Genomic DNA, 16,581 nt, shown 5'->3' with positions numbered 1-16,581 from the left:
CGGTGGCGGTGCGCGCGGCGCGGCGGCCCGCGGTGGCGCCAAGGGCGGCCCCAAGACCTCCAGGACCCCCGGCATCGGCGGCGCGGGCGGCCCGCGCATCGGCCCGGGCAGTCGCAGCGGCCAGTCCAAGCCGCGCGAGCTGGAGGCGCGGATCGAGGAGCGCGTGCGCGACCGGTACGCCGACAAGCCCGTGATCAAGACCCCGAAGACCTTCCCGGGCGCCGAGGAGGAGGGTGAGCGCCTGCAGAAGGTGCTCGCCCGTGCCGGCATGGGTTCGCGCCGTGCGTGCGAGGAGCTCATCGAGCAGGCCCGCGTCGAGGTCAACGGCGAGATCGTGCTCGAGCAGGGCAAGCGCGTGAAGCCGTCGGACGAGATCAAGGTGGACGGCCTGACCGTCGCCACCCAGTCGTACCTCTTCTTCGCGCTGAACAAGCCGGCCGGCGTCGTCTCCACCATGGAGGACCCGGACGGCCGCCAGTGCCTCGGCGACTACGTCACCAACCGTGAGACGCGTCTCTTCCACGTCGGCCGGCTCGACACGGAGACCGAGGGCATCATCCTGCTCACCAACCACGGTGAGCTGGCCCACCGCCTCACGCACCCGAAGTACGGCGTGAAGAAGACCTACGTCGCCGCGATCACCGGTCCGCTGCCGCGCGACATCGGCAAGCGCCTCAAGGACGGCATCGAGCTGGAGGACGGGTACGCCCGCGCCGACCACTTCCGCGTCGTCGACCAGCTGGGCAAGAACTACCTGGTCGAGGTGACCCTCCACGAGGGCCGCAAGCACATCGTCCGCCGGATGCTGTCCGAGGCCGGCTTCCCGGTCGAGAAGCTCGTACGGACCTCCTTCGGCCCGATCGAGCTGGGCGACCAGAAGTCCGGCTGGCTGCGCCGCCTGACCAACACCGAGGTCGGCATGCTCATGCGCGAGGTCGGTCTGTAGGACCTCCGCAGGGCCCGGCCCGGCCCCGGTCCGGGCAAGGCCTCCAGAACCCGCGGTGCCTTCGGGCGCCGCGGGTTTTTCGGTTGTGCCGGACCCCGATCTTCTTTATAGTCAACCTGACTATAAAGAGAGTGGGGGTTGCCGTCATGGGGTGGCAGACGAGCTGGACCGAGATCCTGGGTTTCGTCACGGGGGCACTGTGCGTCTGGCTGGTCGCCCGGCAGCACATCGCGAATTGGCCGATCGGCATCGCCAACAACGTCTTCTTCATCGTGCTCTTCGCCCAGGCCGGCCTCTACGCCGACGCCGGGCTGCAGATCGTCTTCATCGCCCTCGCCGCGTACGGCTGGTGGTCCTGGACCCACGGGGGTGGACCAGGAACCGCCGAGGCCCTGCCGGTGCGCCGCACGAAGGCCGCCGAATGGGCCGCCCTGGCCGCGGCGGGGGCGGTGGTGGTGCTCGGTCTCACGCTCTTGCTGGGCCGGGTCACCGACTCGACCGTCCCGTTCTGGGACGCGCTGACGACCGGGCTCTCGCTCATGGCCACGTACGGCCAGTGCCGCAAGCTCGTCGAATCCTGGTGGCTGTGGATCGCCGCCGACCTCGTGTACATCCCGCTCTACGTCTACAAGGGGTTGTACCTGACCTCCCTGCTCTACGTGGTCTTCCTCGCCCTGTGCGTGGCCGGACTGATCGGCTGGCGCCGGGCGCTCCCGGCGCGCGGCGCCCACGAGGCGCTGAGGGCGATGGCATGACGCGCCGGGGAGGGGCGAGGTACGGGCACGGCCTGGTGCTCGGCAAGTTCTACCCGCCGCACGCCGGCCACCACCACCTGGTGCGCACCGCCCAGGACCAGTGCGAGCGGCTGACCGTACTCGTCTGCGCGGCCTCGGTGGAGTCCGTGCCGCTGGCCGACCGCGTCGCCTGGATGCGCGAGGCGCACCCGGGGGCCGACGTCGTCGGCGCGGTCGACGACATCCCGGTCGACCTGCACGACCCGGCGGTCTGGGAAGCGCACATGGCGATCTTCCGGCGCGCGGTGGACCGGCGGGTCGACGCCGTCTTCACCTCGGAGGAGTACGGGAGCGAGCTCGCGCGGAGGTTCGGCGCCGAGGAGGTCTGCGTGGACCGGGACCGGATCCTCTTCCCGGTGTCGGGGACGGCCGTACGGGCCGACCCCGCCGGGAACTGGGAGTACCTGGGGCCGGCCGTACGGGCCGCGCTGACCCGGCGGATCGTCGTGCTCGGCGCCGAGTCCACCGGGACGACGACGCTGTCCCGGGCCCTGGCGGCGCACTGGCGCGGGCGCGGCGGGGTCTGGGCGAAGACGGGCTGGGTCGCCGAGTACGGCCGGCAGTACAGCGAGGAGCGGCTGGCGGCGGCCCGCGCGGCGGACCCGGCGGCGACCTGGGCCGACGTGAGCTTCACCTCGGCGGAGTTCCCGGTGATCGCGCGGCGCCAGGACGCGCAGGAGGAACGGGCTGCCCGGCTGGGATCGCCGGTCCTCTTCTGCGACACCGACTCCTTCGCCACCGGGATCTGGCACGAGCGGTACATGGGCGGGCGCAGCGAGGAGGTCGAGCGGATCGCCGCCGGGAGACGGCGGGACCTGTACCTGCTCACCGACGACGCGGACGTGCCCTTCGAGGACGACGGGCTGCGCGACGGACCGCAGCTGAGGCCGTGGATGACCGGGCGGTTCCGGGAGGAGCTGGAGCGGACCGGGAGACGCTTCCTGGTGGTGCGCGGGGACCGGGAGGCCCGGCTGGCGGTGGCGGCGCGGGCCGTCGACGAACTCCTCGCCGAAGGCTGGTACTTCGCGGATCCGCTGCCGGAGCGGGAGAGGGCGCGGAGCCGATGAGCGACGCCGCGAGCGGCTACGACCCGCACGCCTTCGAGCCGTTCGCCGTGGCCGTCGACCTCGCGGTCTTCACCGTCCGCGACGCCGCCCTGCACGTGCTGCTGATCCGGCGCGGCCGGCCGCCGTACGCGGGGGCCTGGGCGCTCCCCGGCGGCTTCGTGCTGCCCCGGGAATCCGCGGAGACCGCGGCCCGGCGCGAACTGGCCGAGGAGACCGGCCTGTCGGCGGAGGTGGTCGCCGCCCTGCGCCTGGACCAACTGCGCACCTACAGCGAACCGGACCGCGACCCCCGGATGCGGGTCGTCTCGGTGGCCTTCACCGCACTCGTCCCCGACCTGCCGGAACCGGCGGCCGGCGGCGGAGGAGACGCGGACCGGGCCCGCTGGGTGCCGGTGGGGGAGGTGTCGGGGCCGACCCCCGGGCCGGCCCCCGGGCCGGGCTCCGGGCCGACCTCCGGGCCGGGCTCCGGGCCGACCTCCGGGCCGGGCTCCGAGCCGACCTCCGGGCCGGGCTCCGAGCCCGGCTCCGGTCTGGCCTTCGACCACGGGCAGATCCTGGCCGACGCCCGGTCCCGGGTGGGCTCGAAGCTCGAGTACAGCTGTCTCGCCACCGCCTTCTGCCCGCCCCAGTTCACGCTGGGCGAGCTCCAGAGCGTCTACGAGACCGTCTGGGACACCGTCCTGGACCGCCCCAACTTCCGCCGCAAGGTCCTGGCCACACCCGGCTTCGTGGAAGCCGTACCCGGAGCCGCCCGCCTGACCGGCGGCCGCGGCAAACCGGCCGCGCTCTACCGGCCCGGCCCGGCCACCACCCTGCACCCGCCCCTGCTGCGCCCCTCGGAAGGACCTACGCGATGACCACGCACACCCGGACGGACCTGGGCGAGGACCCGGGCAAGGACCCGCGCACGGCCGCGGCCGCGGGCAGGACCGCGAAGCGCGCGGCGACGGGCGCCCTGATCGGCCTGGCACTGGGCGACGCGCTCGGCTTCCCGACCGAGTTCAACGACGTACCCGGGATCCTCTCCAAGACCGGCCCCTGGCGGTCCATGGCGCTGCCCCGCCCGGCGATCGTCACCGACGACACCCAGATGACGCTGGCCTTCGCGCGCGGCATACGGACCGCCGCGGCCGGCGGCCGGGTGGATCCGACGGCCCTCGCCGGCCCCGTCCGGGAGGAGTTCGTCGCCTGGTACCACTCCCCGGAGAACAACCGGGCGCCCGGCAACACCTGCCTGAAGGCCTGCCGGCTCCTGGACCAGCCCGCCCTGGACTGGCGCGACGCCAGCCAGATCGGTTCCAAGGGCTGCGGCGCCAACATGCGGGTGGTGCCGGCCGGGCTGGTACCGGGCTGGACGGAGGAGGAGCGGGCCGGCGCGGCCCAGCTCCAGTCCGCCCTCACCCACGGCCACCCCACCGCGCTGGCCGCCTCGGACCTCACGGCGCGGGCCGTGTTCCTGCTGGCGCGGGGCACCGAGCCGACCGGGCTGGTCGGCCTGCTGCGCTCCTACGCACTGGAGAACCGCACTCGTTACCACGAGCGCTGGCTCGGCGACCTGTGGATGCGCACGGCCTGCGATGCCACGCCCGAGTCCTTCATGGCCCGCGGCTGGGACGAATGCCTGGGCGTCCTGGACCGCCTGGCCTCTGCCCTGCGCTCGCCCTCCCCGGAGACGGATCCCTGCCTGACGACGGGCGACGGCTGGATCGCCGAGGAGGCCCTGGCCACCGCCCTCCAGTGCTTCCTGCTCTTCCCGGAGGAACCGCTCCTCGCCCTGCGCCGGGCCGCCTGCACCCAGGGCGACTCCGACTCCATCGCCTGCCTGGCCGGCGCCTTCGCGGGCGCCCACCTCGGCGCGGACGTCTGGCCCCGCGACTGGGAGGGCCGCATCGAGTACCGCGACGAACTCCTGGCCTTCGGCACCCTCTGGGACGCGTGAGCCCTGCTGGACGCCCTGAGCATCGACCTGACCCCCGTCGTCGAGGAACAGCCCGCCCCGCTGCTCTTCGCGACGGTGTCGTGCGCCCACGCCGCTACGGGAGGGGGCGGGCCAGCGCCGAGGCGTGGCGGGTGCGGAGGAGGAAGTCCTCCACGCGGCGCAGGTCCGGGGCTTCGGGGAGCGGGGTCGTGGCGAGGGCGGCTTCGGTCTCCTCGCTCAGGCGGGTCATCCAGGCGTCGACCTCGTCCCAGGTGAGCTCGCCGCGGCGGACGGTGAGGAGGCGGTCGCGGTAGGGGGCCGCGTCGATCACGAGGCGGCCCGTGCGCAGCAGGTCGCGGCAGGACAGGAGCAGGCGCAGCAGGTGCATGGCGTGCTTCCAGCGCGGAGCCCCGTGGTTGCGGAGGTCGCCGAGGAGTTTGCCGCGCTGGGCGACCGCGTACCGGCTGAAGGAGTTGTGGGCCCGGCGGGAGAGGAACGCCCCGCGCAGGGAGAGGAGTTCCTCACCGACCGGCGTGAGCTCTTCCACGAGGGGGGAGTGCAGGCACTCCAGGATGTTCGGGTTGGCCTTCAGGGCGAGCTCGCAGAAGCGTTCCAGCTCCCAGGAGAACTCCTCGTCCCGCGGCCCGTCCACGTGGGTCGGCGGCTTCTCGAAGCGCCAGAAGAGCGGGGTCGGGGCGAGGTAGACACCGCGCCGGTCGGTGTCGCTCGCCTCCGTCGCCAGGCCGAACGCCCTCGAACCCATCACACAGGCGTAGACCGTGTGGTCCTTGACCAGGGAGAGTTCGAGCGGCTCGGGCGTCGGCTTGTCGTTCATCCCACGAGACTAGTGCCGTGGCCGGGAAGGTTTGCCGGGCGTCGTGCCCGGTCAACCTTCCCGGTCACGGCACCGGGCAGGCGGGGGCCACCGTTAGGCGAGCGAGATGTCGCCCGCCGGGGAGACGGTGATCTTCTTCTCCGCCAGCGGTTTGGTGGCCGGGCCGTGGGCCACCGCGCCGTCCGCGACGTTGAACTTGCTGCCGTGGCACGGGCAGTCGATGGTGCCGGCGGCCACCTTGTTCACGACACAGCCCTGGTGCGTGCACACCGCAGTGAAGCAGCGGAAGGAGCCGGCCGAGGGCTGGGTGACCACCAGCTTCTCGTCCTTGAGGACCGTGCCGCCGCCGACGGGCACGTCCGCGGCCTTGAGCAGGGCCTTCGCCTTCGGGGCCGAGGACGAGGCCGGTGCGGCCACCGCCGGGGACCCGGCGTTCTGCGGCGAGGACGAGCTGCCGCCCTCCGCCTTGGACTTCGGCGCGTCGTCGGACGAACCGCACGCGGTGAGCGCACCGCCCGCCAGGGCGCTCGCGCCGGCCGCCAGTACGGTGCGCCGGGCGGTGCGTGTGGGGTCGCTCATGACTTCTCCTCGGGTGATCGCCGGGATGGCGCTAGTGCTGTGCCGGGCATCGCGACCCGGTGAACCTTTCCGGCCACAGCCCTAGGCATCCTGACGTGTGGCGGGGCTCAGGAGAACCCCGCCACACCTTCGCTCAGCTCTCCGGCCGCCACGGAATCAGCCTGGCCGGTGCGCCGGGAGCGCGTACGACCTCCCACACGCGGGTCACGGCCTCCCGGTTCAGCGGTCCGTGGACATGGGGGTACCGGGCCCCGGTTTCACCCTCCCGGCGGACCTCGGAGGTCAGGGCGAGTTCGTCGAGCTCCAGGGCGAGCAGGGTCCCCCGTACGCCGCCGTAGTGCGAGGAGGCGATCGCGAGCGCCGTCCCGGGGTCCGCCGAACAGTGCACGAATCCCTCGGAGTCGAGCGAGGGCGGGGCGTACGGGCGCTCGGGCCCGGCGGTCCAGTCGGCGAGCGGTACCAGGTGGAAGATCATGCCCCGATCATGCCGACCGCCCCGGCGCGGCCGCCGGACGGTCTGCGCCAAGTGGCGGACGCGCCCGGCTCGGGCGACATTGTCCGTGTATTCGATGCATGCGACGTATTCAAGGTCTACAAGGTCTTCAAGCCGGGTCCCCGGACTTCCGCGGACCCGGTCCCTCTGCGAAAGGCAGCACCATGGCGGGTAACGACCTCGGCTCCCTTCTCGGCGGCCTCCTCGGAGGCAGCGGCGGACAGGGCGGTGGCGGACAGGTCGGCGGCGGCAACATCCTCGGCTCCCTGCTCGGCGCGCTCATGGGCGGCGGCGGTGGCGCCCAGGCGGCCGGAGGCGCCGGGAACAACCCGCTCGGCGGCCTGATGGAGATGCTGACCAAGTCGGGTCTGGCCGACCAGGCCCAGTCCTGGGTCGGCAAGGGCGACAACCAGGCGGTCAGCGGCGCGCAGATCGCCGAGGCCCTTCCGAACGACACCCTGGCCAAGGTCGCCGAGCAGGCGGGCGTCAGCCAGGAGGCCGCCGCCGACCAGATCGCGCGGGAGCTGCCGCAGGCCGTGGACAAGCTGACCCCCGAGGGGTCGCTGCCGAGCGGCTCGCTGGAGGACATCATCAAGCAGCAGAAGCTGTAGGAACCAGGATCCGCAGTTCCGCACCTGTAGGAACACAGGATCCGCGAGCGGACCGGGATCCCCGCCGGGGCCCGGCAGCCCGTCCCACCGGACGGACTGCCGGGCCCTCGCGCCGTCGGCCCTGGCTACCCTGAGGCAGGCACCGCCGTCACATACCCCTGGAGCACCCCGTGAGAACCGCCGTCGTCATCGGAACCGGACTGATCGGCACCTCCGCGGCGCTCGCCCTCGCCGCCCGCGGGATCACCGTCCACCTGGTCGACCGCGATGCCGCGCAGGCCCGTACGGCCGCCGCCCTGGGCGCCGGCACGGACGAGGCCTACGAAGGGGGCCGCGTCGACCTCGCGATCATCGCCGTACCGCCGGCCCACGTGGCCGCCACGCTCGCCGACGCGATCGGCCGGGACCTGGCGCGCGCCTACGTGGACGTGGCCAGCGTCAAGGGCGGACCGCGGCGGGAGCTGGACGCGCTCCGCGTGGACACCAAGGCGTACATCGGCACGCACCCGATGGCGGGCAAGGAGCAGTCCGGGCCGCTCGCGGCGACGGCGGACCTGTTCGAGGGCCGGCCCTGGGTGCTGACACCGACCCGGGAGACCGACCACGAGGTGCTGAACCTCGCGCTGGAGCTGGTGGCCCTGTGCCGGGCCGTCCCCGTGGTCATGGACGCCGACGCGCACGACCGGGCGGTCGCGCTCGTCTCGCACACCCCGCAGCTGGTCTCCAGCATGGTCGCCGCCCGGCTGGAGGAGGCCGACGAGACGGCCGTGCGGCTGTGCGGGCAGGGCATCCGGGACGTGACGCGGATCGCCGCCTCCGATCCCCGGATGTGGGTGGAGATCCTCTCGGCGAACCCGGGACCGGTCGCCGACGTGCTGGCCGGCATCGCCGCCGACCTCGAAGAGACCGTGGAGGCCCTGCGCGGCCTGCAGTCGGCCGATGAGGAGAAGCGCCGGGGCGGGGCGGCCGGCATCGAGGACGTGCTGCGGCGCGGCAACGCGGGCCGGATCCGGGTGCCGGGCAAGCACGGCGCGGCGCCGGCGGCCTACGAGACGGTGGCCGTGTTCATCTCCGACGAGCCGGGCGAGCTGGCGCGGATCTTCGCCGACACCGGCCGGGCCGGGGTCAACATCGAGGACGTCCGGATCGAGCACGCGACGGGGCAGCAGGCGGGCCTGGTCCAGCTCATGGTGGAACCGAGGGCGGCCGCGAGCCTCGCGGCCGAGCTGCGGGAGCGGGGCTGGGCGCTGCGTCAGCAGTAGCCGGACGGCTCGCCCGGTGGGCGGCGGCGAAAAGCCCGGTAACCTGGAGGAGGGGGCGCTATTGGCGCGCCCGGACACGTACGCGCAACCAGGAAGGTGCCCGCACCGTGGAAACCGCAGCTCCGACCGCCGTGACCGTCGCCATCGACGGTCCCTCCGGCACGGGCAAGTCCAGCACTTCCAAGGCCGTGGCCGCCAAGCTCGGGCTGCGCTACCTGGACACCGGCGCCCAGTACCGGGCCATCACCTGGTGGATGATCACCAACGGCATCGACACCGATGACCCGCAGGCCGTCGCGCTCGCCGCGGGCAAGCCCGTCATCGTGTCCGGCACGGATCCCTTCGCCCCCACCATCACCGTCGACGGCCTGGACGCCTCCGGCCCGATCCGGACCCGGGAGGTCACCGCCAAGGTCAGCGCCGTGAGCGCCGTGCCCGAGGTGCGCGTCCTCATCACGGAGCTCCAGCGCTCGATCGCCGCCGAGGCGGCCGACGGGGGCGAGGGGATCCTCGTCGAGGGCCGCGACATCGGCATCACGGTGCTGCCGGACGCCGACCTGAAGGTCTTCCTCACCGCCTCGCCCGAGGCCCGCGCGGCCCGCCGCAGCGGCGAGCTCCGGGGCAAGGAGGCCGCGGACCTCGCGGCCACCAAGGAAGCGCTGATCAAGCGGGACGCCGCCGACTCGGGCCGCAAGACCTCCCCGCTGGCCAAGGCCGCGGACGCGGTGGAGGTGGACACCACCGACCTCAGCCTGGACCAGGTCATCGAGTGCGTGGTCACCCTCGTCGAGGAGAAGCGGGCGGGCCGCAAGTGAGCGATACGCCCTCCCTCAAGGGTGCGGCGGTCGGCCGGCGGATCGGCATCGGGCTCATGTACGGCCTCTGGAAGCCGCGTGTACTGGGGGCCTGGAAGGTCCCCGCCGCAGGCCCCGTGATCCTGGCCGTGAACCACTCGCACAACATAGACGGCCCCATGGTCATGGGCACCGCCCCCCGGCCGCTGCACTTCCTGATCAAGAAGGAGGCGTACGTCGGACCGCTCGGTCCCTTCCTCGAAGGGATCGGGCAGGTGAAGGTGGACCGCTCCGGCGCCGACCGGGGCGCCATCGGCCGCGCGCTGGGCGTGCTGGAGAACGGCGGAGCCCTGGGGATCTTCCCCGAGGGCACCCGGGGCGAAGGAGACTTCGCCTCGCTCCGCGCGGGCCTCGCGTACTTCGCGGTCCGCTCCGGGGCGCCGGTCGTGCCGGTCGCCGTACTGGGCAGCACCGAGCGCCGCGGCCGCGTCGTGAAGGCGCTGCCCCCGCTGAAGAGCAGGGTCGACATCGTCTTCGGCGATGCCTTCGACGCCGGGGACGGCAGTGGCCGCCGTACCCGTACCGCGCTGGACCAGGCCACCGTACGCATCCAGGAGCGGCTGACCGCCCACCTGGCCGATGCCAAGCGCCTCACCGGGCGCTGAGCGAGACTTGACCTAGTAGTGGAACCGCGCTGCGCGGGCCCCACCGATCACCACGAACGACGAGGAACGGACTTCATGAACGACCAGCACGACCACGGAGCACTTGGCGATGCCGAGTACGCGGAGTTCATGGAGCTCGCCGCGGAAGAGGGCTTCGACATCGAGGACGTCGAAGGCGCGCTCGAGGAGGCCGGAGCCGGCCCCCTGCCCGTCCTCGCCGTCGTAGGCCGGCCGAACGTCGGCAAGTCGACCTTGGTGAACAGGATCATCGGCCGCCGCGAGGCGGTCGTCGAGGACAAGCCCGGCGTCACCCGCGACCGCGTGACCTACGAGGCCGAGTGGGCCGGCCGCCGGTTCAAGGTCGTCGACACCGGCGGCTGGGAGCAGGACGTCCTCGGCATCGACGCCTCCGTCGCCGCGCAGGCCGAGTACGCCATCGAGGCCGCCGACGCGGTCGTCTTCGTCGTCGACGCCAAGGTCGGCGCCACCGACACCGACGAGGCCGTCGTGCGGCTGCTGCGCAAGGCCGGCAAGCCCGTCGTCCTGTGCGCCAACAAGGTCGACGGGCAGAGCGGGGAGTCCGACGCGGCCTCCCTGTGGTCGCTGGGCCTCGGCTACCCGCACCCGGTCTCCTCGCTGCACGGCCGCGGCACCGGCGACATGCTGGACGCCGTCCTCGAGGCCCTTCCCGAGGCGCCCGCGCAGACCTTCGGCACCGCCGTCGGCGGACCGCGCCGGATCGCGCTCATCGGCCGCCCGAACGTCGGCAAGTCCTCCCTCCTGAACAAGGTCGCCAAGGCGGACCGCGTCGTCGTCAACGAGATGGCCGGCACCACCCGTGACCCGGTCGACGAGCTGATCCAGCTCGGCGGCGTCACCTGGAAGTTCATCGACACCGCGGGCATCCGCAAGAAGGTCCACCTCCAGCAGGGCGCCGACTACTACGCCTCCCTGCGCACGGCCGCGGCCGTGGAGAAGGCCGAGGTCGCGGTCATCCTGATCGACACGACCGAGAACATCAGCGTCCAGGACCAGCGCATCATCACCATGGCCGTCGAGGCCGGGCGTGCCATCGTGATCGCGTACAACAAGTGGGACGACCTCGACGAGGAGCGCCGCTACTACCTCGAGCGCGAGATCGAGACCGAGATGCAGCAGGTCGCCTGGGCACCCCGGGTGAACGTTTCGGCGCTCACCGGCCGCCACATGGAGAAGCTGGTCCCGGCCATCGAGACCGCGCTCGCCGGCTGGGAGACGCGCATCCCGACCGGTCGGCTGAACGCCTTCCTCGGCGAGGTCGTGGCCGGTCACCCGCACCCGATCCGCGGCGGCAAGCAGCCGCGCATCCTGTTCGGCACGCAGGCGGGCAGCAAGCCGCCGCGGTTCGTGCTGTTCGCCTCGGGCTTCCTGGAGCACGGCTACCGGCGCTTCATCGAGCGCCGCCTGCGCGAGGAGTTCGGCTTCGAGGGGACCCCGATCCACATCTCGGTCCGCGTGCGCGAGAAGCGCGGCGCGCAGCACAAGCGAAAGATGTAGTCGGCGGTGTGCCCGGGCTAGTAGCCCCGGCGCGGAGCGGGCGGCAGGGCCGCCGGGATGTGGTGCATCCCGGTCTGGTGCTGCCGCCCGTTCGCGTATCCGGTCCCCGTGGTGGCACCGGCGCCCGCGTACGAGTACTGCGGCTGGGGCTGCGGGGCGTAGGAGGGCTGCCAGGCGTCCGCCCGCTGCCACGAGGAACCGTTCAAGCCGCTGCCGTGGGAGCCGCCGTACGCGCCGCCGACGCCGCCGACGTACGCGGGGGTGGCCGGGCCGGTGTACGCGCCCGAGGCGGATCCGGTGTGCGCGCCGCCGTACGAGAACGCGGTGAAGCCGAGGTCCTCCTCGCCCGTGCGGTCGCCCGGAAGGGCCCGGAAGGCACGCAGGTACTCCGAGTACAGCGTGTCGTAGATCGGAGTGTGCGAGGCGGCCGGAGCGCTGTCCAGCTCCCATGCGGTGCGCATCGGGGGGACGGTGCTCGGATAGGACGGGGCGCGGGAGACATCGTAGGAATGCACGTATCAGCCAACGAAACCGGCGCCCCACGGATGCGGGGTGAACGGACGGAAAACGCAGATCGCCGGGGGTGCGCGGGACGGACCGCGCACCCCCGGCGCATGCCGCCCGGCCCCCCGGCAGGGGGTGGGACGGCGGTTCGGGGGAGAGGGCTCAGGCGCCCGGGGTGCCCGCCAGGGGCATGGAGGCGGCCACCAGCTTGCCGTTGCGGGCGGCCTTGTCCAGGGCGTCGCGGAGCAGGTCCTCGCGGGGCTGCTGGCCGATGGAGTCGACCGGGGCGGCGTAGACCAGGACGCGCTGCGTCTTGTTGACGGCGGCCCGCCAGCCGTCGGTGACCGACAGCGGCTTGTGCGCCTGCCACCAGGCGATCTGGCCGGGCTGGAGCACCGAGTGCAGCTGGCCGGCGGCGAGCAGGATCGACCAGCCGCTGAGCGCCGTCGGGAGCTCGTCGGTGTCGGTGACCGGGATGAACCCCTGCTCGATGAGGAGCGGGAGGAAGTCGTCGCCGGGGCCGTCGGTGCCGGGCCGGGCGATGGGCGCGGTCGGCTCCACGACCAGGGCGGGGTGCAGCTCCCCGTTGATCAGGATCAGGCCGCTGGTGATGCCGAGGACGGCCTGGCCGCCGGGCACGGACTGCGGTACGTCACCGGCGGAGGAGCCCGGGGCGGGGCTGTCGCCGGTGATGGAGCGGACGGCGCCCTGGAGGTCGGCCTCGGGGACGGAGACCACCTGCGAGGGGATGCAGCCGGCGTGGGCGAAGGCGAGGACGGCCGTTTCGTCGCCGACGAACAGCACGGTGCTGGTCTGCTCGCGTTCGGAGTCGCCGGGGGTGCGGCAGGACGTGCAGTCGTAACTGCCGGGGGAACCGTCGCCGGCGAGCAGCCGCTCGGCCTCCTCGTCGCCGATCTCGGCACGTACCTCATCACTGACTTCGAGCATGCGCGGCACGGGGTGGCTCCTCGGACTAGGCGTGCGGGGCCGGGGGGTTCCCGGCTCGCCGGGCTCAACGGGGGAGCGGCGGCCGGGGTCACGCCGTTTGAGGGAACGGAATCGAACCGGACCCCCGAAGGAGTGAACGGTCCGACCGGGGCGTTGTTTTGGTGCCAACTCTTTTTTGCTTGTGCGCAGTTGGTGGTCGGCGCTGGCCGTTTGGCCGGTGGGCCGAGCGGGTGGGCTCCGGCAGCACCGGTGTGCCCGCCGGTGTGGCGGTCCGGGGGCCGCCACGGGGCTGCGTAGCGTGACGCGATGCGCAACTTCGGGGTTCCGGGCGGGGTGGGCGCGGCGGCGCTGCTGCTGCTCGTACTGGCGTCGGCGTCGGCGGTGGCGGCGCCCCCGCCGCCCGCACCGGGGTCTCCGGGCCGGGGGGTGGACTGCGGGCCGGGTGGTCAGTGGCCGTGGGACTGCGTGGCCGATTGCGAGAGCGGCGGCCGGTGGGCGGTGAACACGGGGAACGGCTTCTACGGGGGACTGCAGTTCTGGCAGCCGACGTGGGAGGAGCACGGCGGGCTGCGGTTCGCCCCGAGGGCGGACCTGGCGACGCGCGAGCAGCAGATCCGGATCGCGGAGGACCTGCTCGGGAGCCAGGGCTGGGAGGCGTGGCCGGTGTGCGCCAAGCGGTACGGGCTGGCGGGGCGGGCCCATGTGGTGCGCAGCGGGGACACCCTGGTGGGGATCGCCGCGCTGCACCGGGTGCGCGGCGGCTGGCAGGCGCTGTACGCGGCGAACCGGGCGGTGATCGGCCCGAGCCCGGACGCCCTCAAGGCCGGCATGCTCCTGTCCCTGCCACCGTCGCTCCCGGCGCCGTCCCCTGCCGCAACGGCACCTCCGGTTCCGTCCCCGTCGGTCCCGGCTCCGGTCGTGCCCGCTCCGAGCCCGTCGGTGGCTCCGGCCACGACTCCGGCCCCGTCGGCGCCCCCGGCCTGAGCTCGGGTCCGAGCCCGGCCCGAGCCTCCGCCCCGGCCCCCGGCCCCCGGGTCAGGCCGGGTGGCCGAACGCCGGGTCGGGGTCGGCCGAGGACTGCGCCGGGATGCGGGTCCCGGGGGCTTGCGCGTGGAGCGGGGACCGGGCCGGCGCGGAGGCCGACGCCTCGGGGAGCGGCTGCGCGGGGACCCGTACCGGCTCCGCCTCGGGATCCGTGCAGTCCATCACGCGCGGAAGCCTCAGGGCCATCACCGCCCCCGCGAGGAGCAGCGCGGCGCTCACCGCCAGCGTGACGTGCAGGCCGTGGACGAAGGAGTGCCGGGCGGCCGCGTACAGGGAGTCCCCCGCCGGTCCGCCGAGCTGCGCCGCGATCTGGTAGGCCTCGCCGAGCGAGTGCGCGGCGTCGGCGGACTGCGCCGCCGAGACGCCGGGCACCCCGGTCAGCCCGGGGGCGTACGCCGCGTTCATCACGCTGCCGAGCAGCGCGATGCCCATGCCGGCGCCCAGCTGGTAGGAGGTCTCGCCGATCGAGGCGGCGCCGCCGGCGGTGGCCGCCGGGACCTCGCTGAGCATCGATTCGTAGGCCGCGAACAGCGTGGTCTGCAGTCCGAAGCCGAGCAGGACGAAGCCCACGGTCAGCAGCACCGGCCGGTCGTGCTGCCCCATGAAGGTCAGCAGCAGCACCGCGCCCGCGGTGAGCACGAAGCCGAGCGAGACCATCCGGCGCGGCCCGGTCCGGGCCAGCGTGTACGAGCCGGTCGCGCCCGCCGCCATCGCGGCGAAGGTGAGCGGCAGCAGTCGCAGCCCGGTCTGCAGCGGGCTCAGGTGCAGCACGAGCTGGAGGTACTGGACGGCGATCAGCTCCAGCCCGACCAGCGCCAGCATGGCCAGCACGATGCAGCCCACCGAGGTCGTGAAGGCCGGCCGGGAGAACATCCGCATGTCGATCAGGGGATGGGCGCGCCGCTTCTGGCGGCGCACGAAGAGCACCAGCAGCCCCACCCCGGCCACCAGCGGGACCAGCGCCTCGAGGTCGGTGAGGTGCCGCTCCGCGCCGAAGCGCTTGACGCCGAGGACGGCGCCGAGGACGCCGGTGGCGGCCATCAGCGCGCCGAGCACGTCCCAGGGCCCGTCCGAACTGCCCTGGGACTCCGGCAGCAGCCACCGGCCCAGCGGCAGGAGCAGGATCATCAGCGGGATGTTGATGAGGAAGACGGATCCCCACCAGAAGTGCTGGACGAGGAATCCGCCGAGGACCGGTCCGCTCGCCGCGCCGATGGCGGCGACGGCGGTCCAGATGCCGATGGCCAGTGCCCGCTCGCGCCGGTCGGGGAAGACCTGGCGCAGGATCGAAAGGGTGGCCGGCATGATCATCGCGCCGCCGACGCCGAGCAGGGCGCGGGCTCCGATGAGGACCTGGGCGTTGTCGGCGAGGGCGGCGACGGCCGAGGCCACGCCGAAGAGCCCGTAGCCGAGGAGCAGGACGCGGCGGCGGCCGACGCGGTCGCCGAGGGTGCCGAAGAGGATCAGGAGGGCGGCGCAGACGAGCGGGTAGGCGTCGACGATCCACAGGAGCTCGATCGCGCCGGGCCGCAGGTCTTCGGTGACGGAGGGGACGGCGACGTGCAGGATCGTCGCGTCGAGCGCGACGAGAACCAGACTGACGCAGAGGACCGCGAGGACCGCCCAGCGGTTGGCCCCGCCGAGCCGACGCAGTCGCTGCCAGGGGGAAGGGTTCCTGTCGCCGGCCACGTTCGTCCCCGACATGCATGTACCTCCCAGGTGATCCCTCGCACTCGGCGGACCAGCGTCTTTCGGAGCCACAGGGGGCAGGCGGGCGTCCTACGGGGTCCGGCGTCGACACGCGAGTGAACGGTCAGCGTACGCGAGTTCGGCTGTCCGACACGTGGTCAAGCTCTCATCCCGCCGCCGCCCGGAGTGTGGTGTGCGCCACTCGATTCGCGCCAACTCCTCCGCCGCGCCCCACGCCCGCGGGCACGCGCCCCCGCGCCCGGCCCCGCCACCGATAATCATGCCCGTGAAGGATCTTGGATTTCGTCGGGCCGCGCCCGCCCTGGCCGTCTTCGCGGCGGTCCGGCTGTTCGGGCTGGCGGTGCTCGCGGTGTGGGGCGCGGTGGTCGGCAGCAGTCCCCACACGCTGCTCTCGGCGCGCTGGGACTCCCTCTGGTACGCCCGCATCGCAGCCGAGGGGTACGGGTACGAGGTGGTCCTGCCGAGCGGCGACGTCCACTCCAACCTCGCCTTCTTCCCGCTGCTGCCCTGGCTGGAGCGCCTGGTCTCGGCCGCCACCGGGCTCGGCCACGGATCGGCCGGCCTGGTGGTGTCGGCGCTGGCCGGGCTCGCCGCCGCCTGGGGGATCTTCGCCGTCGCCGACCTCCTGTACGGGCGCCGGGCCGGGGTGCTCGCCGTCGCGCTGTGGGCCGCGCTGCCCGTGGCGATCGTGCAGTCGATGGCGTACAGCGAGTCGTTGTTCACCGCGCTCGCCGCCTGGAGCCTCTACGGGGCCCTGCGCGGCCGCTGGCTCACCGCCGGTCTGCTCGCGGCGGGGGCGGGGCTGACCCGCCCGGTGGGGGCCGCGGTGGTCGCGGCGGTGTGGGCGGCCGCGGCCCTGGCCCTGCGCCGGGGGG

General features: G+C 73.5%; 18 protein-coding genes. 12 read left to right on the top strand and 6 right to left on the bottom strand.

Annotated elements, in window-relative coordinates; genetic code table 11:
• The 5 genes from J7E97_RS04480 to J7E97_RS04460 form a co-directional block, all read left to right on the top strand.
• On the top strand, window positions 1–946 hold a 946-nt coding region (locus J7E97_RS04480), incomplete at its 5' end, for a pseudouridine synthase (protein ID WP_215022510.1).
• A 146-nt stretch (window positions 947–1,092) separates the two neighbouring features.
• A complete protein-coding gene (gene pnuC, locus J7E97_RS04475; RefSeq protein WP_215022508.1) occupies window positions 1,093–1,701 on the top strand; it encodes a nicotinamide riboside transporter PnuC in 609 nt (202 codons plus the stop codon).
• Window positions 1,698–2,807 (top strand): AAA family ATPase, encoded by a 1,110-nt coding sequence (locus tag J7E97_RS04470; RefSeq protein WP_215022506.1) that lies wholly within the window; start codon window positions 1,698–1,700, stop codon window positions 2,805–2,807. The genes pnuC and J7E97_RS04470 overlap by 4 nt, the downstream gene beginning before the upstream one ends.
• Entirely contained in the window at window positions 2,804–3,664 is an 861-nt protein-coding gene (locus J7E97_RS04465) for an NUDIX hydrolase (RefSeq protein WP_215022504.1), read from the top strand. Before J7E97_RS04470 ends, J7E97_RS04465 begins: the two co-directional genes overlap by 4 nt.
• On the top strand, window positions 3,661–4,746 hold the full coding sequence (locus J7E97_RS04460; RefSeq protein WP_215022502.1) for an ADP-ribosylglycohydrolase family protein: 1,086 nt from the start codon (window positions 3,661–3,663) through the stop codon (window positions 4,744–4,746). The genes J7E97_RS04465 and J7E97_RS04460 overlap by 4 nt, the downstream gene beginning before the upstream one ends.
• Before the next feature lie 94 nt (window positions 4,747–4,840).
• Here the strand turns inward: J7E97_RS04460 and J7E97_RS04455 are convergent, their stop codons facing one another.
• From J7E97_RS04455 to J7E97_RS04445, 3 genes are all read right to left on the bottom strand, one after another.
• Window positions 4,841–5,560 (bottom strand): DNA polymerase beta superfamily protein, encoded by a 720-nt coding sequence (locus tag J7E97_RS04455; RefSeq protein ID WP_215022500.1) that lies wholly within the window; start codon window positions 5,558–5,560, stop codon window positions 4,841–4,843.
• Between the two features lie 93 nt (window positions 5,561–5,653).
• Window positions 5,654–6,139: a Rieske (2Fe-2S) protein gene (locus J7E97_RS04450; RefSeq protein ID WP_215022498.1), complete on the bottom strand. Its 486-nt coding sequence runs from the start codon at window positions 6,137–6,139 to the stop codon at window positions 5,654–5,656.
• Between the two features lie 133 nt (window positions 6,140–6,272).
• A complete protein-coding gene (locus tag J7E97_RS04445; protein WP_215022496.1) occupies window positions 6,273–6,614 on the bottom strand; it encodes a DUF952 domain-containing protein in 342 nt (113 codons plus the stop codon).
• Between the two features lie 98 nt (window positions 6,615–6,712).
• On the opposite strand from J7E97_RS04445, the gene J7E97_RS04440 reads away from it, so the two are divergent.
• The 5 genes from J7E97_RS04440 to der all read left to right on the top strand — a co-directional run bounded on the left by J7E97_RS04440 (window position 6,713) and on the right by der (window position 11,500).
• The gene (locus J7E97_RS04440) at window positions 6,713–7,243 is read left to right on the top strand and encodes a YidB family protein (RefSeq protein WP_374224108.1); all 531 of its coding nucleotides are present in this window, start codon (window positions 6,713–6,715) and stop codon (window positions 7,241–7,243) included.
• A gap of 170 nt (window positions 7,244–7,413) precedes the next feature.
• Complete coding sequence (locus tag J7E97_RS04435) at window positions 7,414–8,505, top strand: prephenate dehydrogenase (RefSeq protein ID WP_215022492.1); 1,092 nt, start codon at window positions 7,414–7,416, stop codon at window positions 8,503–8,505.
• Window positions 8,506–8,612: 107 nt separating this feature from the next.
• Complete coding sequence (gene cmk / locus J7E97_RS04430) at window positions 8,613–9,320, top strand: (d)CMP kinase (RefSeq protein WP_215022490.1); 708 nt, start codon at window positions 8,613–8,615, stop codon at window positions 9,318–9,320.
• The gene (locus tag J7E97_RS04425) at window positions 9,317–9,964 is read left to right on the top strand and encodes a 1-acyl-sn-glycerol-3-phosphate acyltransferase (protein WP_215022482.1); all 648 of its coding nucleotides are present in this window, start codon (window positions 9,317–9,319) and stop codon (window positions 9,962–9,964) included. Before cmk ends, J7E97_RS04425 begins: the two co-directional genes overlap by 4 nt.
• A gap of 75 nt (window positions 9,965–10,039) precedes the next feature.
• Window positions 10,040–11,500, top strand: coding sequence for a ribosome biogenesis GTPase Der (gene der, locus J7E97_RS04420; RefSeq protein WP_215022480.1), 1,461 nt, complete (start codon window positions 10,040–10,042; stop codon window positions 11,498–11,500).
• 17 nt (window positions 11,501–11,517) lie between these two features.
• Here der and J7E97_RS04415 read toward each other — a convergent pair whose 3' ends face one another.
• Window positions 11,518–11,961 carry a hypothetical protein gene (locus J7E97_RS04415; protein ID WP_251053811.1) on the bottom strand — a complete coding sequence of 148 codons (444 nt, stop codon included), beginning with the start codon at window positions 11,959–11,961 and terminating at the stop codon, window positions 11,518–11,520.
• A gap of 205 nt (window positions 11,962–12,166) precedes the next feature.
• Window positions 12,167–12,961, bottom strand: coding sequence for a hypothetical protein (locus J7E97_RS04410; RefSeq protein WP_215022476.1), 795 nt, complete (start codon window positions 12,959–12,961; stop codon window positions 12,167–12,169).
• 297 nt (window positions 12,962–13,258) lie between these two features.
• On the opposite strand from J7E97_RS04410, the gene J7E97_RS04405 reads away from it, so the two are divergent.
• Window positions 13,259–13,936 (top strand): transglycosylase family protein, encoded by a 678-nt coding sequence (locus J7E97_RS04405; protein WP_215022474.1) that lies wholly within the window; start codon window positions 13,259–13,261, stop codon window positions 13,934–13,936.
• A gap of 51 nt (window positions 13,937–13,987) precedes the next feature.
• Here J7E97_RS04405 and J7E97_RS04400 read toward each other — a convergent pair whose 3' ends face one another.
• Window positions 13,988–15,700, bottom strand: coding sequence for an MFS transporter (locus J7E97_RS04400; RefSeq protein WP_215022472.1), 1,713 nt, complete (start codon window positions 15,698–15,700; stop codon window positions 13,988–13,990).
• 265 nt (window positions 15,701–15,965) lie between these two features.
• On the opposite strand from J7E97_RS04400, the gene J7E97_RS04395 reads away from it, so the two are divergent.
• The coding region (locus J7E97_RS04395; RefSeq protein WP_215022471.1) for a glycosyltransferase family 39 protein at window positions 15,966–16,581 on the top strand (616 nt) is incomplete at its 3' end.

The organism is Streptomyces sp. ISL-66 (genome assembly GCF_018614135.1).
In the GTDB taxonomy this organism is placed as follows: Bacteria; Actinomycetota; Actinomycetes; order Streptomycetales; family Streptomycetaceae; genus Streptomyces.
The sequence above is the reverse complement of the archived record's forward strand: the minus strand, read 5'-3'. Positions and strand labels throughout refer to the sequence as shown.

Excerpts from the sequence above, each read along its gene's own strand:
- pnuC (WP_215022508.1), top strand. The coding sequence starts at position 1,093 with ATGGGGTGGCAGACGAGCTGGACCGAGATCCTGGGTTTCGTCACGGGG.
- J7E97_RS04470 (WP_215022506.1), top strand. The coding sequence starts at position 1,698 with ATGACGCGCCGGGGAGGGGCGAGGTACGGGCACGGCCTGGTGCTCGGC.
- J7E97_RS04465 (WP_215022504.1), top strand. The coding sequence starts at position 2,804 with ATGAGCGACGCCGCGAGCGGCTACGACCCGCACGCCTTCGAGCCGTTC.
- J7E97_RS04460 (WP_215022502.1), top strand. The coding sequence starts at position 3,661 with ATGACCACGCACACCCGGACGGACCTGGGCGAGGACCCGGGCAAGGAC.
- J7E97_RS04455 (WP_215022500.1), bottom strand. The coding sequence starts at position 5,560 with ATGAACGACAAGCCGACGCCCGAGCCGCTCGAACTCTCCCTGGTCAAG.
- J7E97_RS04450 (WP_215022498.1), bottom strand. The coding sequence starts at position 6,139 with ATGAGCGACCCCACACGCACCGCCCGGCGCACCGTACTGGCGGCCGGC.
- J7E97_RS04445 (WP_215022496.1), bottom strand. The coding sequence starts at position 6,614 with ATGATCTTCCACCTGGTACCGCTCGCCGACTGGACCGCCGGGCCCGAG.
- J7E97_RS04440 (WP_374224108.1), top strand. The coding sequence starts at position 6,713 with ATGCGACGTATTCAAGGTCTACAAGGTCTTCAAGCCGGGTCCCCGGAC.
- der (WP_215022480.1), top strand. The coding sequence starts at position 10,040 with ATGAACGACCAGCACGACCACGGAGCACTTGGCGATGCCGAGTACGCG.
- J7E97_RS04415 (WP_251053811.1), bottom strand. The coding sequence starts at position 11,961 with ATGCGCACCGCATGGGAGCTGGACAGCGCTCCGGCCGCCTCGCACACT.
- J7E97_RS04405 (WP_215022474.1), top strand. The coding sequence starts at position 13,259 with ATGCGCAACTTCGGGGTTCCGGGCGGGGTGGGCGCGGCGGCGCTGCTG.
- J7E97_RS04400 (WP_215022472.1), bottom strand. The coding sequence starts at position 15,700 with ATGTCGGGGACGAACGTGGCCGGCGACAGGAACCCTTCCCCCTGGCAG.